Below are 16,532 nucleotides of genomic sequence, written 5' to 3' on the forward strand. Positions count from 1 at the left end.
GAGCAATATCAAGGACAGGCTATAAATACTTATACCTGCGGTACCACCTTGCTTCGCCGTACATCGGCGCTCTCTCGCAGAATGCTGACACATTCCTCACCCTTAACGCCGGTGCAACGTTGCCGAATACTCTCGCCTAAACGATTTGACAGCACCCTCAACGGTCCATTTATCAGCCTGCATCTCTATCCGGCTTCCACCTGCCCGAACTCTCTGTAAGCGCATCTGCTGACTTGATCTCCGTCTCAACGGTTTGTGGTCTTTTTGAAGTTGTGCCTAGTGTAACACTCTACATTGATAGAGTCAAGAAAATATTACACTTTGCGTACTTCCGATTATTTTGCAGTAAATAATGTAAAGCAGGTTACAGTTTCAAAATAACTGCGCAACAGCAAGCAATGTATATATTACGCAAGTTTTCTTCTGTATGAGAAAAACTCACTAAAAACTCAAAATTTTTCTTTTCTAAACGAAAAACTTCTGATTTTTAAGCATTGTTTCTTCTGCAGGCGAAAAACTTTTAGATGTAGGAAGCAATATAACTACTTGACTCAATTTTCTTCCAAAAGAAAATCTATGATATTCTTTTGCTCAATCCCATCCTCACCCATAGGGAATTCATCAAGAGTAAGCACATACTTCGGATAGCTGTCATTAATCTTTTTAAGTGGAGCAAATTCACGCTCATATGTTTTTTCATCCAAAACCGATGCAGATACTTGATAATAAATGCGCTTATCCTCTTTTTGAGCAATGAAGTCTACTTCGAGCAGATCTAATTTGCCTATGCTAACCTGATATCCTCTTCGCAAAAGCTCCAGATAAACAATATTTTCAAGAGTATGTCCGATATTGCGAGTGCGTTCACCCAATAAAAGGTTACGCAAGCCTATATCAACGATATAATATTTCTCCAGTGATTTCAAAAACTCTTTGCTTTTGATATCATAGCGATTTGCTTCATACAAAATAAAAGCATCTTTTAGTGCTCGAATATAGTTATCAATAGTCCCTGATGTAGTCCTTCTGCCATTACTATTCAAGGTATCAGCTATTTTTTTAGTTGAAACTATATTTCCTATATTATCAAATAAAAATCGTATTACATCTTCTAAGAGCTTTACGTCTGAAATCCTCTTGCGTTCAACAATATCCTTAAGTAAAACAGTGTTGAATATACCTCTAAAGTATTCCAAGCGAACTTCTTTGTTATCAATAGTTGCAGCATAAGGAAAGCCACCATTAAGATAATATTTATTAAACGCCGTCTTTTTATCTCCACCGACTAATTCCCAATACTCCTTAAACGACAACGGTAGTATGCTCAGTTCAATATACCTTCCAGACAACAATGTAGATAATTCACCAGAAAGCAAATATGCATTAGAACCAGTAATATAAATATCTACATCATCACGTAAGAACAAACTGTTGATAGCCTTTTGAAACTCTGGAACAATTTGTATTTCATCTAAGAATATGTAATTTTTTTCATTAGGGGATAAGTTTTCCAGGATATGATTATATAAAGCATGATAATCCTTAAGACTTTCCCAACGCAAATCTTCAAAATTTATATATTGACAGCATGAAGGATGCACACCGCTGCTTACTAAAAAATCTCTATACATTTCCAGCAGTGTCGACTTACCGGAACGACGCACACCTGTAATAACCTTGATAATCTTTTTATCTCGCATCAATTTTAGTTTTTCCAAATATGTCTGACGTACAATCATACAAATCCTCCTCTCTCGAACTACCACTATATTTCTTTGTCCTTTATATCATAACAGAAAGCATAATGCCACGCAACTTTTTCTTCTCCATGAGAAAAACTCATCAAATATCAGAAGTTTTTCTTCTATAAACGAAAAACTTCTGATTCTTAAGCACTTTTCCTTCTACAGGTGAAAAATTTTGGCTTCTTTTTTTCTTTCACATGTCAAAAGGTAGTCTCTATGTCTGCCTTTTTAAATTGAATTTGCGCAACTGATTTTATACATCATCAAAAAAGGCGGCGCACTCGCACCGCCCCAAGGTTTCAGGTTAATTTTACTATTTCATGCATGCATCACGCGGCAGTCCCAGCTGTTCGCAGATGTCGCCCCATTTTTGCTGACGTGTTTTCATCGCCAGCAGCTCTTCCACGCTCTTGTCACAGTGACGCGCCAAAAACATAGCACGCTTCACCTGATGCGAAGCATACCCCATGCGCATGTATTTGTCCACCAGCTTTTTATCCAGGCCGAACAGGCGGTGGATGCGGTCAACCTTGTACTCATGCTCGGCACGCGCCAGCTTTTCCGGCGTCAGCCCCAAAAGGTAATCAACACGCGTCCAGACGTATTTGTCGCGCAGCTGCGCAACCTCCTTCACTGGCTTTTTCGCTGCGTAGGCATGCAGGCAGAGCTTTTTCAGCTCCATGTAGCTGATGCCGCTGTCAAAAAGCTCGCCAAGCTCTTCCTTGTCAAAGAGAAAGCTGTCATGCAGACCGTTCACTGCCTTTTCCTTATCCATAGGCTTCTTGCCTGCGGCGCTGGCAGTTGCTCCGCCAACAACAAACAGACCGCAGAGCATCAGGCAGATCAAAAGCGTTATTTTTTTCATTTTACACCTCCGAGGTAAGTCAGCAAGTCAAAAAGTGGTGGCGCAAACGCACCGCCGTAATGGTTAAGTGTTAGAAGCTATATTCGTAGCCAACCATGAAGTTAATACCAGTGGTATAGTAGCCATAGGTAGTTTCATCAGGACCTTTAGAGGTAGTGTAATCTTTTCTGTCTAACAAGTTATTGATATGGAGGAATGCTTTCTGATTTTTCTCAGGAGCATAGGAGAAGTGCAAATCAGTATACAGGGCAGGTTTCATTCTGTCATGAACAGCAGATGTGCCATCTGTTCTCATACCAATATAGTTAGCGCTCAAAGCACTTGCAAACTTGTCTGCATGATAATTTACGCCCATGTTGAACTGGAACTGATTATTATATTTAATCCATTCGCCACCTGCACTGTTATCGGTTTTGAAGGATTTTTGCTTCGGATTGCTATAGGTAACGCCCCAGAAGGAATCCAGGTTATCATTATGCTTAACATTCAAAGACAGCTCTACGCCAGTATTTTTAACGTCAGTATTGCTGTAGATCAAATTACCTGCTTGCGCACTACCGCTAATGCTTTCAATAGCATCTTTAATATCGTAATTAAAGATTGCCAATCTCCAGGAGCGGTTTGCTTCGTTAAGCTTATAACCCATTTCGTAATGCACGCCATGCTCCGGCTTCAAATCCACAGACGGTAAAATAACACTGCCACCGAAGATTTTGGTCAGCTCCGGTAATCTGTAGGATTTGCCGGCTTTAGCATAGAAGGAGCTGTTGTCAGTCAAATCACGGATATACTGAATTTCCGGAGTGAATTTACTCTGATTCATCTGTACAGTTTTAGTAGTAATGCCTGTACTCAGGTCAGTGTTATCACCTTTAGCATTTCTTACAAAGGTTTCGCGCAGGTTAACAATCAGCTTGTCATTGTCAGTCATCTGCCAGTCATAAGATGCATAGAGAGAGTAGATATCGCGATTATATGTGCCGGTACGTTCCGGTTTAGCAGGAGTATTGCCCATTTTCTTGCTAGCAGAGTTGTAAACATCCAAATCCTCGCGTTTGAAGGATGCACCTACCAAAAATTTATCTTTTGCGTTGACATCAAAAACCTTCTGCACGTTGATATTGGTATTGTGACCCTTGCGCCAGCTATATTTTATAGCACTGCTGATTGCACCATTGCTCTTCCATGTAGTCTGGTCATAATTTCTTTCCTGAGTACCATAAGAAATATTGGAAGTAAAGCCATGCTTATCATCTATAGCTAAAGCAAAGGTGTTATTATGGTCATCGTATTCTTTTCTTTGATAAGGGCTCTTAAGATATTTATTATCGATTACATCCATCACATTATTATTTTCTACATAATTATGTGTGAACTTAATATTGTCATTAATATTATAATTCCATAAGATACCCTTACTTTCGCCATTTACATAATCATAATGGCGGTAGGAAGTCTTGCCCATAGCAGTATTTTTAATGGTAGTTGTCATATTGGATATCTTACCACGATTCTCTAATGAAGCGGTTGCATTAAATCTGTCTGCACCTACAGATACTGCATAACGCTCACGGCCATAATTGCCGGCAGAAACTTTAACGCTGTTTCTCAAAGTATTTTTAGTGATAATATTAACAACGCCACCAGTAGCCTCAGAGCCGTATAATACGGAACCGCCGCCACGAACTATCTCTATTTTTTCAATCATATCAGACGGAATATCTTCCAAGTTGTATTTTCCGTCCTGGTTCATTGGAACACCGTCAACCATAACGAGAGTACCTTTATCTACGCCACGAATAATAATTTTACTGGTCATAGAACCCATTGCTGCACCATTAGGACCTTGTGCACTTGACATAATGCCCAAAGCGTTTTGCAATACATCATAAGCGGAACCAGCACCACTGTTTTCAATTTTTTCTTTGGTAACTACTTCTACAGCAGCCGGAGTTTTTAAATCTTTAGACTCCATTCTCTGTGCAGTAATAACCATCGGATCAAGCGTGTACTCCTGCAGTTCTTCGGCAAAAGCAGCTGCACTGCTCATCAAGGTACCGGTAATCAACGCCGTCATCAATAAGCCTTTTTTCATCTTCATTTTTCTCATACTCCTATCAAAAATATTTATTGAAAAGCCCTTGCATACCCAGTCTTTCATGGTCATATGCAGCAAGCCTTACAATCGGCAAAAAATATTTGTATATCAACTCATCTAGATAACATTATATCTTATTTTAAAGTATATAGCTACTTTATAGACAAGATTTTCATGAAAATTTTTGCAAGTAAAAATCACCGCCAGATTCGTCTTCAATCATAGCGGTGATCGCTGTTTTTATCAGTTTGTATCCCTAGGCACTCATTTTAGCAGCCAGCGCACGTACTTCCTTCACCGAAAGCTTAGAGTACTTAACAACCTTATCTATGCATTCATTATCGGCTAGCATCTCTTTAGCTAAACTGATGCGCGCTTCCTTTTACGCTTTAGCAACTTTAGCTTCATATTTTTTCGCCATTTTTTCCAAAGCTTCTTTTTCACGCTTTGCTATAAGCTTTTCCATTACATCGCCCATTTTATCCAAGCCCTCCTTCTCTTCTTTAAAGTATCTAATTTTTTCAGCAAGCTTTTTATAATGCATATCATCAGGATTCTTGCAGCAAAAGTCATGCATCAGCATTCCTAACGGAGTGTCATTATGAATTTTGGCATTAACGTAGATAATATGCGAGCCATCTGCAAAGCTGCTACCATTCTCATCTATCATTCTATGAATACGATAAATCGGCAACAGTCCTTTAAGAACATCTTCCCTTGTAATGAAAATAACATAGTTCTCAGGGATTTTGTCAAAATACTCCCCTTTCGGCAAGCTTTTCGCATCCAACAGGCTCATATGATAGCGTGCTCTTTGAGGGATGGCACCACTGCTTTCATTCTGTACTTCGACGTTAAACTTGGTGCCATCAGCTTTTTCAGCTAAGATATCAAGCTGTAAATCCCTTCCCTGAAGATTTTTCAGACGTTTTTGTGTTAATGCTTTCTTTACTTTGATTGTATCATTTTCTAAGATAATCCGCAATATTAATTGTGTACGCTCTATATCATCTTCAAAAACCTTGGTCATAAACGGGTCATCCATAAGAGTAAATTCTTTAATGGAATTCAATAAATCTTGCTTTACTTTTACCATTTATTTTCTATAGCCTTTCTTCTGATTTTTCTGACTAGTCTTTGTGCTTATTATATTAGCAGAGAAGGTTACAATAGTTAAGCAATTTTTTCTGAAAATTCGCTTTTATTTTGATGGTATATTAAAAGGCGGCGCAAGCGCGCCGCCTCAGCTATTTGATTAAATTAGAAAGTATAAGAATAAGTCAACAGGAAGTTACGACCTTGGCCTAAGGAATAGTTATAATATTCTCTGTCTAACAGGTTGAATACACTGAATTCCAGACCATGATGTTTGTCAAAGTTGTATTTAGACGTAAAACTCATGAGGAAAACAGGATCATAAGCACCAGGTACATCGGTAATAGTATCGCTATTATCTGCTTTACCGTATTTTTTACTATAGTAATTACCAGCTAATTCAGCGCTAAATTTATTGTCAACATAATCAACACCAATATTTAACAAACGTTTCGGAGTCGTGCGTACAATCTTATCATTTTCCTTTGCACTTGCACCCTTTGTAATTTGCGGATTTTGAATAGTTGCATTCACATAAGCAGAAAGCTTATCATCAAATTGATGCGTTAAACCAATTTCAAATCCAATCGTCTTACCTTCTCCATTAGAAGTAAGTTGCTTTTCCGCATACATACTACCATTGCTATCAAACAGATGATCATCATCTTCCAAATACTGTTTTCTACCTGTATCGCCTTGATAGATGATGTTCTTAATTTTATTATGGAACACCGCCATTTGTATGCTAGTTTTATCACTAATACTTTTTTTATAACCAGCTTCAGTTGTTGTAATAATTTGTGGTTTCAAACCAGGATTAGGAATGACTACCGTTTTGCTACTTTGAACTGAACCAGCAATTTTACCATTAACAGTACCAGAAAACATATCATACAAAGAAGGAGCAGAAAAAGCTCTTCCCCATGAAACGTATGCACTTTGAGTATCATCAAACTTATAGTTTAATGCCAATTTAGGACTTAATGCAGAATCACTTCTAGAATCCGGTTTATCATCCATGCCATTAACATCATAAACGTGACCATCTTTAACAGTCCAATGGTCATACCTAAGCGCACCAATCAACGATACTTTATCATTAAATTTATGCTCATCTTGGAAGAAAATACCATACATATCGGTTTTTCCTTCACCAGCTTGACTAATAGTTTTGAAATCGCTACTCTTAAGTTTTACCTTATCCATTTTATCATGCTGATATTGAAGACCAAAAACAGCATGATCGTTATTGCTAAGTTGCACTTCTTTCGTCACACCCATAGTATAACGTTTGCTATTATATTTAGATAAGTCAGTTTTAGATGTACCGCCAGAATATACACCGCCATTCCAACTTCTGTTATCAGTCAAACCTGCATTTACATGCAAACCTGCATCTTTATCAGCATAACCTATGGTGTAAATTCTTTCATCTACACCACCAGGAGCTGCATCAAAGCTCTTATCTGAAACAGAAAAGTATTCACTCTTCTTCGCAGTAGAACCAGTTAGATTGTAAGTTCCATTGTCAATCCATCTTTCGTGAGAGCGGTAATCGTAAGTATATTCATTCTTAGTTTTCATATAGCCTAAGCTTAAAGTCTTCGAATCATCAAATTTATAAGTAAATTTCCCTTTATAATTATCTTCATCCCAAATTTTATTACCCTTTTTACCGATTATAGCTTGTTTACCACCTGTAGTAGTCGGACTCAACGGAAATTTATTTAAAGTACCTCCTTCAGGTTCATTAGCTTCTTTACGTTTGCTAACACTAGCAGATGTCATATCGCTGTAGGTATGGCTATCGGTTCCCTGATAGTACAAATCGTAACCAAACTTACCAACCTTATCGCCAACATTTACTTTCTTAATCCATGTATGGTTAGTACCGTAAGTTAAGGAAGTCTTAGCATGCATTTTTTCGCTATCCTTAGTCGTAATATTAATTACACCAGCCATAGCGTTACTACCATAAATTGCAGAACCAGGACCTTTTACAACCTCAATTTTTTCAATGCTTTCAACAGGAATGTCATTCCAGTTTACAGTACCGCTATAAGCATTTACCATAGGTTGTCCATCCACTAATACAAGGACGTCACTGCCAGATTTTACACCACGCATAGTAACAACGGGTTTAGAGTTTGCTAAGCCACCAGTTCTAGATACGGCAATACCTGTAACCTTCTTCAAAGCATCATCAATATATGTTGCACCAGATTTCTCAATATCCTTTGCAGTAACAACCTCAACACTTGCGGGAACATCAATAATTTTTTTCTCCGTTCTCGTCGCCGTTACAACCATCTGGTCCAGCGAATACTCCTGCAGCTCTTCGGCAAATACGTTTGTATCCCCCCATATTACACTACCGGTAATGAGGGCCGTCATCAATAAACCCTTGGAAAAATTACTCTTCATGTTTACTCATACTCCTAAAAAATATATTTTGACCACTCTTCCCCCGTCCAGTCTTGCATGGCCACAGGCTACTAAGCGCATCAAGCAAAATTGTAAGCTATACGGCAATATAGCTATAAAAAAGCGCCCTTGCTTTTATAATCAGCAAAGGCGCAAGTTACTCTTCTGATACTATATAGAAAGCTTCTTTGTAAAGTTATATTTCGCTTTAGGAATCTCTCTTTTTGTATGTCTATAGTATACTACACAAGCCTTATATATTCAATATCCATTCTTATTATTAAACTAAATTCTACTAGGAAATTTTTCTTTCAACCACAAAAACAGTATTGGCAGCACCAAAAGCGTAAATACCGTCGACGTTATCATACCGCCGATGATAACCCACGCCATGCTAACGCGCGTTTCCGAGCCTGCGCTCAGCGACAGCGCCGTCGGCAGCATGCCCACCACCATCGTCATTGCTGTCATAAAGATAGGCTTCAGACGAGTTTTGCCTGCTTCGATTACCGCAGCCTTCGCCGTCATACCTTCATGCATCAGCGTCAGCGTGTAATCCAACAGCAACGTGCCATTTTTCGCAACAAGCCCGTCCATAACCAAAATGCCGATGAGTGAATACAAATTGATTGTATTATGCGTCAGCAGCAAACAGAAGATGGCACCGATAATGCCAAGCGGCAGTGAAAACATACGGATGAACGGCGTGAATACCGATTCATAAAGCACTGCCAGCAGCAGATAAATCAACAGCAGTGACAGTGACAACGCCATAGCCATTTCAACAAACGATTCGTTCATCGTCGTCGCTTGACCGGAGAACTCATAGGTACTCTTTAAGCCGGCGGCATTGAGCTTCTGCGTCAGCTCCTTGACTACCTCATTCAGCGGTCTGTCCGTCAGATTACACTGGATGTTGATGATGCGCTCCTTGTTCACGCGACGGATAGTAATCGGGCCTACGCCCTCTTCTACGTCGGCAAGGTCGCCAAGAAAGACGCTTCCTCTGCCTGTCTGCACGGGAATAGCGCGCACGTCTTCAATATCATAGCCACTGCCACCGGCAAAGCGTACTGCAATATCGGTGTCATTGCCATGGTTTTGCACATCGTTCGCCAGTACGCCGGCACTGCGTCCGCCAATAGCGGCGTTAAAGGACTGCGCCACGTCATTGACTGTCGCGTGATAATATTTCAGCTTGTCGCGGTCTACCGTCACCTTCAGCTCCGGCATGCCTTTAACATAGGAATTTTTAATATCCTTCAGGCCTGCTGTCGAAGCAAAAATCTGCTCCACCTTGGCGGAATCTGCCACGAGCTGGTCCATATCGCTGCCCTTAAGCTCTACCTGTACCGGTGAACGCACAAGGTTGCGGCCGCCGGAAACACCGGTAACGGATGACTGAATCTCATTGACGCGCACCTTGATTTCGCCAAGATTCTGCTTGGCAAAGCTGCGAATCTCCTGTGCTACCTGCCAGACATCCTTACTGCGCTCATCGCTGCTTTTGAGCGCGATAACCAGCTTGCCCATGCTCTGTGTGGTCGTTACATTAGTCATATAATGCTCGATTTCCGGCACCTTGGCCAAATAATCCTCAAACAGCAGCAAGGCCTCGTTGGTTTGGTCAGCGTTAAAGCCCGTAGGCAGCTCAATATTCACCTGAATCGCGCTTTCGTCGGTACGCGGCATGTACTCCGAGCCGACGATACCGAGCGGCACCAGCGCCACCGCCACCGCGAAGGCTGCCAGTACTCCCAGCACCAGCTTCTTCGGCTTTTCTATGCATTTGCGCAGTAGCACATCATACTTTGCAATCGTCTGCGCTTCAAAGTCATCCAGTCTGCTCCACAGCTTGCCCTTAGGCTCCTCCACGCCGTTTTTATAAAAGCGCGAAGCCAGCATCGGCGTCAGCGTAAAGGAAACGACCAGCGACATCAGTGTAGCAAAAACAATCGTCATGCCAAACTGCTTGAAGAACTGGCCGGTCGCACTCTGCATAAAGGCAATAGGCAAAAATACCACCACGTCGCAAAGCGTCATAGCGATTGCGGCCATGCCAATCTCATTACGTCCTTCCTCCGCCGCCACGTCAGCGCTTTTACCCATCGCCAGAAAACGATGGATATTCTCCAACACAACAATGGAGTCATCGACAAGAATACCAATACACAATGCCATACCCATAAGTGACATCATATTGAAGGTAAAGCCTGCCAAATACATCAGGAAGAAGGTTGCAATCAGCGAGGTAGGAATGGCAATCATAACTGCCATAGAGGACTTCCAGCCACGCAGGAACAGATACAAGACAAGGCCGGTAGTAACAAGGCCTTCCAGTAGCGTTTTAAGCGTGTTGCTTAGGGAATCGCGCACGAAATGCGACTGGTCATAAACAACGGTAAAAACGTAGTCCGGGTAATCCTTGCGCAGCGTTTCCAGCTGCTGCAGCACGCCATCTGCTGTGTCGACGATATTGGCACCGCTAGCCTTATACACCTCCAGTGATACCGCCTCGTTGCCGTCAACACGGCTATAGGCCACGGCACGCTTATCCTTGGCCTGCACGTTGGCCACCTGCCCCAGCTCGATATATCTGCCGCCTGCACCCTTAAGCTGCAGATGCTGAATCTCCTCCGGAGCCTTATACTGCGCCTGCAGACGCACGGTTTTTTCCAAAGCATCGGTATAGACGGAGCCGGAAGAAACAATAACGTTTTCCTTGCGCACCGCCGTAATAATATCCTGCAGCGTCAGTCCGTAATAATTGAGCTTATCCTTATCAACCTCGATTGCGACTTCCTTGGTACGACCGCCGGTAACGTCAACATCAGCTACGCCGGCTGCCTGCTGCAAGCGCTCCTTAAAGCTGCTGTCTGCCAAGGCAAAAATATCGTCCAGGTTATCCTTAGACGTTGCTGCAATCTGGATAATCGGATATTCTTCTGAAGAACGCTTGAGCACTGCAGGCTCATCAATATCCTCCGGCAGATTCTTACGGATACGGCTGACTTTTTTCGTTGCCTCGATAGCCACCATATCAGCATCGGCCTGACTGTCCAGCTCGACAAAAATCTCCGCACGTCCGGGACGTGTAGCGGAACGCACCTGCTTAAAGTGCGAAATTGAGGACAGCTCGTCCTCAATCGGCTTCGTCACCTGCTGTTCAACGGATTCCGTACTGGCGCCCGGATAGTTGACAATTACGCTGATAAATTTAGAGTCCACGTCCGGCAGCAGCTCCACGCCAATGCGAAAGAAGCTGATAAGACCGAGGACGCAGACTAATATGTAAATCATGCAGATACCGATAGGCCGTTTAATAGAAAAGCGTGTAATATTCATTACTTCGCCTCCTCCTTGGCCACCTCAACCACCATGCCGTCACGCAGACGCGCAAGATTATCAAGGATAACCGTTTCGCCTATCTTCACACCCTGCACTATTTCAATACTTTCATTATTACTTGCACCGGTAGTAACAGGCTTTTTCAGAGCCTTATTACCCTTGCCCAGCACATAGACAAAATATTTGCCATCCCGTTCGAGAACGGTATTTTTAGGTAAATATATAGTGGATGGCTTTTGCAGAAAACGCAATTCACCCTTGGCAAACAAGCCTGCCTTTACGTTGGAGCCAGGCTCATCCAGCCTGATGCGGAGGGTAAACTTGTTTGTTTCCCTGCTTCTTACAGGGCTCACATAAACAACAGTACCCCGGCATATTTCGCCAATCGCCTCCAGCTTCAGCTCGACCTGCGTGCCAACGGTCACAGAAGCAGCCTCGGCCTCTGTAATATCGCAGTCCACTGTAAAACCACTGTCATCTAAAAGGGTAAGCAGCCTGCTCCCTGCAGGCGCATAGCCACCCACTTCTGCATCGCGGTAGGTAATAATACCTGCGCGTGGTGCCTTAAAAATCAGATCGTGATACTTGTTTTGCGCAATAATGTACTCCTGCTCACGTCTGGCAGCAATCTGCTCCTGACGGTAGACCTGCGACGGTGTGCCATCATAGCTTTCCTGCTGCGCCAAAGCATCGTACTGCGCTTTTTTATTAGCCAGCGTCTGCTCCATACTGTCCAGCTCAGACTTGGAAACAGCGCCCTGCGCATACAACTTGCGGTAACGCTCCGCGTTGACCTGCGCCAGCTTATAATCAGCCTCATAGCGAGTAAGGCTGGTGCTGTAGCTCACATCCGTAGTTGCCGCATTAGCTCCGGCCTCGGCATAGCGTGCCTTGGCCTTGAGCATTTCGGCGCGGGCATCATCAAGATGCTGCACCAGGAGGATATCTCCGGCCTGCACCTTGCTGCCCAAATCCACATTAATCTCATCGACGATACCGGCATACTTATTGACGATATCAATCTGTGCCTTGGCCTTGAGCTGTCCAAAAAGATTAATGCTTTTATACAATGGTCGTCTGCTCACTACCTGCGTGTGCACAATAGGTTTCATTACTGCTTTTTTTGACGTAGACTGGTTGGAGAGATGCCTGAGGCCCAGTGTCAAAGTAATGCCTATCACACAGATAGCAAGCAGACTAAGGAGTTTGTGTTGTAATATATAGTTTTTTGCCTGAGTAAAATCGGGGCGCAGCATTATTTCGCTGCTGCTTGGGCATCAGCAGCTACGGCCTGTTGGCAGACTTCCAGCATAGCCTCAGCAAAGCTGCCTGCCGGAACCGGAACAAACTTCAGCTCCTTAGCCTGATGGCTCAGCAGAGTTTTCTTGCTGCCATAAACATCCATTACCTCTACACCGTAGGTTTTATCCTGCAGGTTAAAGGTCATGACGATTTCACAGTATTGCACCTTCTCTTTTTTAGTCAGAGAAGCCTTGTATTTTTCATTGAGCTTTTTCAGCATATCCTTATCGGTAAAAACGGTTTTCGTCAGCACGGAAATAATATTTTTATCGGGCAGGCCGTTAGTAACCTTGCTGAATGTCAGAGAATCCATATCGTAAGCATAAATACCTACGTTATTTTCTACAACAATAGACCAACGTGCCTGCTCCTGTTCTTCTTCGCTCGGTTTAGGCATCATGCTGATTTCCCAGTTCATACCCTCCTGAGTTGCAGGCTTCTTGTCTGCATCCGCAGCAAAAGCGGTTGCACAGCAAAATAAAGTCATCAATAAAACAATCAGCTTTTTCATGAAAACTTCACTCCTTTATATTTCAATATACCTATTAGTATACTATACTCTTATCTTTAATTCAAATTTCTTACAATATGAATTATATTTTCCTTAGACAGCTTCTGCAGCGTATAATAATTGGCCTGCATGGCGGCGGCAACCTTCTTTGCCAGGCCCAGCTTGATAAAACCGCTTTCCGTATCAATCACTACTGAAGTAATTTTAGCCTTAGCGATTTTTTCAGCAATGCTGATTGCTGCTGCTACAGGATCCTTTTCGCCCTCGTGCACGGCATTCGCGCGTCCGTCGGTAACAACGATCAGAAGCGGCTCCAGCTCACTGTCACGCTTGTTCATCATTGCCAACGTCTGCAGTGACAGCGCCAGTCCGTCAGCCAGCGGCGTTTTGCCACCGGTCGGCATTTCTGCCAGACGCTTCTGCGCCAGGTCCACGCTACGTGTAATCGGCAGCAGCATATCTGCCTTATCGCGACGAAAGGCAATCATGCCTACGCGGTCACGCTTTTGGTACGCCTCCTGCAGCATGTAGAAAATGGCACCCTTAACGGCGCGCATACGCTCACGTGCACCCATGGAACCGCTGGCATCCACCGCAAACAGGAAGGTGTTGCCGATGCGTTTTTCGCGCACCTTCTGGCGTAAATCCTCTTCCTTGATGTTCAGCGCACAGCCGTTATCCTCACGCAGGCGCTGATAAGGCGCTGCCGCGCGGATGGTTGCGTCAAAGGCCAGGTCCGTAACCTTGCTTTTAGGCTGTTCGGCGCGCACGTAACGTCCCTGCTTCAGGTCAGTCTTGGTCACGCTGCGTTTGCCGCTACCACGGCGCACATTGCGGTCCTTGCCCAAATCCAGCAGCATCTTCGGCAGGCGGAAGCTTTTGTCAATATCTGCAAGCTGCTCCTCCGGTGCCAAGTTGTTATCATTACGCTCCTGCTGCTGCTCGTCCTCGTCGCTTTCGTCGTCCTCGTCCTCATCGTCGGAAGCATCGTCATCTTCGTCATCTTCGTCATCATCGCCGTTATCCAAGGGCGGTGGCGGCGGCAGCTGGTTATCTTCGTTGTCCTCGTCATTATTTTCATCGTCAGGATTATCTTCGTTATCCTGCTCGTTTTCTTCTTCGTTTTGGTTATCGTCCTGTTGCTCCTGCTCCTCGGGCTGTTGCTCGGGCGGCTTGCGCATACGGTGCGGCAGCACGAACTGCGCTGCCTCCTCCACGTCCTTCGGCAGCACGTAAGTGCGCCCCGCCAGGGCGGCGATAGCGCGCGCAGCCTCGAGCAGATAAATTTCCGCACGATGGCCGGCACAAAAGGCCTGCGAGCACAGCTGAGCGGCAAGCATCAGCATCGCATCGCTCACCTCAACCTGCGGCAGCAGCTCACGCGCTGCCTTAACCTTCGCTGCCAGGGCAGCAGTTTCTTCCGCATACTGCTCACAAAACGCAAGGGTATTGTTACTATATGCTAAGGCACGTTGGATAACCTCCACGCGCTGACCGATATCCTGCAGTGCCTGCATATCTGCGTACATACCGAAACGGTCCAGAATATGTCCGGGCAGAGTGCCCTCCTCCGGATTCATCGTAGCAATAACGGTCGTGCGCACCTCATGGCTGCAGCTGATACCGTCACGCTCTACATTATTTATACCTGCGCTGTTAGCATCCAATGCCGCAGTCAGCAGCTCCTGACGCAGCAGATTAGCTTCATCAATATAAAGAATATTATCCGTAGCACGTGCCAGAATGCCCGGTGAAAAGCGTTTTTCGCCCAAGCTCACGGCAGCCTCCAGGTCAATGCTGCCAAAAAGCATATCATCTGTTACATTCAGCGGCAACGTCAGCATCCTTTGCGCACCAATCAAACTCTGCACACTGCGGGCCAGCACGGATTTTGCCGTACCCTTGGCACCGCCTATGAGCAGGCCGCCTGCTCTGCGGTTGACCAGAGCAATGAGCAAGGCCTTTTTTGCCTCCTCCTGCCCCACCACCGCAGCAAAGGGATAAAGATTATTTTTAAGCATAGTCAACGCTCCTTAGGCTTCGGCAGCCAAAAAGCTCTCTACCTTATTCCAATCCAGCTCGCCCTCTTCAAACGGACGACGGCGCATACGGTGCGGCAGCACCAGCTTAGCTGCTTCCTTCAGGTCATCAAGGTTAGCCTGCTTGCGGCCGTTGAAGGCAGCCAAGGTCAGCGCTGTCTTGATAACGGTAATATCTGCACGGTGACCGTCTACACCCAGCTCAACAGAAAGCTTAGCCACAGTTTCCAGCAGCTTGTCATCAATAGTTACCTCCGGCAGCAGCTTGCCGGCAGCGATAATTTTTTCTGCCAGCTCCTCCTGCGCTTCCTTATAGCCTGCAATGAAGCTCTCAGCATCGTTTTCATAAGCCAGACGGCGTTTGATTACCTCTACGCGCTGCAGCGGGTCATGTTCGCCGGTCACGACAACGCTCAAACCAAAGCGGTCCAAAAGCTGCGGGCGGATGTCACCCTCTTCGGGGTTCATAGTGCCAACCAGCACAAAGCGTGCGGGGTGGGAATAGGAAACACCTTCACGCTCAACGGTGTTTACGCCCATGGCAGCGGCATCCAGCAGAACGTCTACAACGTGGTCATCCAGCAGATTGATTTCGTCTACATATAAAATATTGCGGTTGGCCTGCGCCAAAATACCGGGTTCAAACTTTTTCTCACCATGCTTAATCGCATGCTCAATGTCCAATGTACCGACAACGCGGTCCTCTGTAGCACTTACAGGCAACTCAACCACGCGCATGTTGATGGTTTCCTCTGGCAAGGTTCCCTCTGCCTGCAGCTTGGCAGTACAGTCATCACACAGCTGGCTGCTGTGCGGGTCACAGTGGAAGCGACAGCCGTGCACAGCCGCCATCGGCGGCAGCAGCTCGGCAAGAGCGCGAACAGCGGTAGATTTTGCCGTGCCCTTTTCACCCTTAATCAAAACACCGCCTAAAGCCGGGTTGATAACATTTAAAATCAAGGACAGCTTCATTTCCTCCTGTCCTACAATCGCAGTAAAAGGATATACAGCAGTACGTTTCATTTATATTCCTCCGTTTATTAAAAAGAACTATCAATAAAATATGTATCTAATTATACAGTGTCTACTAGGTATACACGCAAGC

The 16,532-nt window shown here is 44.5% G+C and carries 10 protein-coding genes; all 10 read right to left on the minus strand.

Annotated elements, in window-relative coordinates; all coding sequences use genetic code 11:
* Positions 1-551: 551 nt before the first annotated feature.
* Positions 552-1,739: an ATP-binding protein gene (locus M5E81_RS06295; protein WP_249747047.1), complete on the minus strand. Its 1,188-nt coding sequence runs from the start codon at positions 1,737-1,739 to the stop codon at positions 552-554.
* Positions 1,740-2,058: 319 nt separating this feature from the next.
* Complete coding sequence (locus M5E81_RS06300; RefSeq protein WP_210684351.1) at positions 2,059-2,610, minus strand: hypothetical protein; 552 nt, start codon at positions 2,608-2,610, stop codon at positions 2,059-2,061.
* A gap of 70 nt (positions 2,611-2,680) precedes the next feature.
* Positions 2,681-4,711, minus strand: coding sequence for a TonB-dependent receptor plug domain-containing protein (locus tag M5E81_RS06305; protein WP_249747048.1), 2,031 nt, complete (start codon positions 4,709-4,711; stop codon positions 2,681-2,683).
* A gap of 379 nt (positions 4,712-5,090) precedes the next feature.
* Positions 5,091-5,738 (minus strand): Rpn family recombination-promoting nuclease/putative transposase, encoded by a 648-nt coding sequence (locus M5E81_RS06310; RefSeq protein ID WP_249747049.1) that lies wholly within the window; start codon positions 5,736-5,738, stop codon positions 5,091-5,093.
* A 230-nt stretch (positions 5,739-5,968) separates the two neighbouring features.
* The gene (locus tag M5E81_RS06315; RefSeq protein ID WP_249747050.1) at positions 5,969-8,227 is read right to left on the minus strand and encodes a TonB-dependent receptor plug domain-containing protein; all 2,259 of its coding nucleotides are present in this window, start codon (positions 8,225-8,227) and stop codon (positions 5,969-5,971) included.
* A gap of 285 nt (positions 8,228-8,512) precedes the next feature.
* Positions 8,513-11,572 carry an efflux RND transporter permease subunit gene (locus M5E81_RS06320; protein WP_249747051.1) on the minus strand — a complete coding sequence of 1,020 codons (3,060 nt, stop codon included), beginning with the start codon at positions 11,570-11,572 and terminating at the stop codon, positions 8,513-8,515.
* Positions 11,572-12,687 (minus strand): efflux RND transporter periplasmic adaptor subunit, encoded by a 1,116-nt coding sequence (locus M5E81_RS06325; protein WP_249747052.1) that lies wholly within the window; start codon positions 12,685-12,687, stop codon positions 11,572-11,574. The genes M5E81_RS06320 and M5E81_RS06325 overlap by 1 nt, the downstream gene beginning before the upstream one ends.
* Positions 12,688-12,830: 143 nt before the next feature.
* Entirely contained in the window at positions 12,831-13,388 is a 558-nt protein-coding gene (locus M5E81_RS06330; protein ID WP_009145752.1) for a hypothetical protein, read from the minus strand.
* 56 nt (positions 13,389-13,444) lie between these two features.
* On the minus strand, positions 13,445-15,409 hold the full coding sequence (locus M5E81_RS06335) for a VWA domain-containing protein (protein ID WP_249747053.1): 1,965 nt from the start codon (positions 15,407-15,409) through the stop codon (positions 13,445-13,447).
* A gap of 12 nt (positions 15,410-15,421) precedes the next feature.
* Positions 15,422-16,450, minus strand: coding sequence for a magnesium chelatase ATPase subunit I (locus tag M5E81_RS06340; RefSeq protein WP_021721194.1), 1,029 nt, complete (start codon positions 16,448-16,450; stop codon positions 15,422-15,424).
* Between the last annotated feature and the right edge of the window lie 82 nt (positions 16,451-16,532).

Origin of the sequence: Phascolarctobacterium succinatutens (assembly GCF_023497905.1) — a bacterium.
Taxonomy (GTDB): Bacteria; Bacillota; Negativicutes; order Acidaminococcales; family Acidaminococcaceae; genus Phascolarctobacterium_A; species Phascolarctobacterium_A succinatutens.

Bases quoted from the DNA above. Each gene is read 5' to 3' on its own strand.
- M5E81_RS06320 (WP_249747051.1), bottom strand. From the start codon at position 11,572: ATGAATATTACACGCTTTTCTATTAAACGGCCTATCGGTATCTGCATG.
- M5E81_RS06295 (WP_249747047.1), bottom strand. From the start codon at position 1,739: ATGATTGTACGTCAGACATATTTGGAAAAACTAAAATTGATGCGAGAT.
- M5E81_RS06340 (WP_021721194.1), bottom strand. From the start codon at position 16,450: ATGAAACGTACTGCTGTATATCCTTTTACTGCGATTGTAGGACAGGAG.
- M5E81_RS06335 (WP_249747053.1), bottom strand. From the start codon at position 15,409: ATGCTTAAAAATAATCTTTATCCCTTTGCTGCGGTGGTGGGGCAGGAG.
- M5E81_RS06325 (WP_249747052.1), bottom strand. From the start codon at position 12,687: ATGAAACCTATTGTGCACACGCAGGTAGTGAGCAGACGACCATTGTAT.
- M5E81_RS06310 (WP_249747049.1), bottom strand. From the start codon at position 5,738: ATGACCAAGGTTTTTGAAGATGATATAGAGCGTACACAATTAATATTG.
- M5E81_RS06315 (WP_249747050.1), bottom strand. From the start codon at position 8,227: ATGAAGAGTAATTTTTCCAAGGGTTTATTGATGACGGCCCTCATTACC.
- M5E81_RS06305 (WP_249747048.1), bottom strand. From the start codon at position 4,711: ATGAAGATGAAAAAAGGCTTATTGATGACGGCGTTGATTACCGGTACC.
- M5E81_RS06330 (WP_009145752.1), bottom strand. From the start codon at position 13,388: ATGAAAAAGCTGATTGTTTTATTGATGACTTTATTTTGCTGTGCAACC.
- M5E81_RS06300 (WP_210684351.1), bottom strand. From the start codon at position 2,610: ATGAAAAAAATAACGCTTTTGATCTGCCTGATGCTCTGCGGTCTGTTT.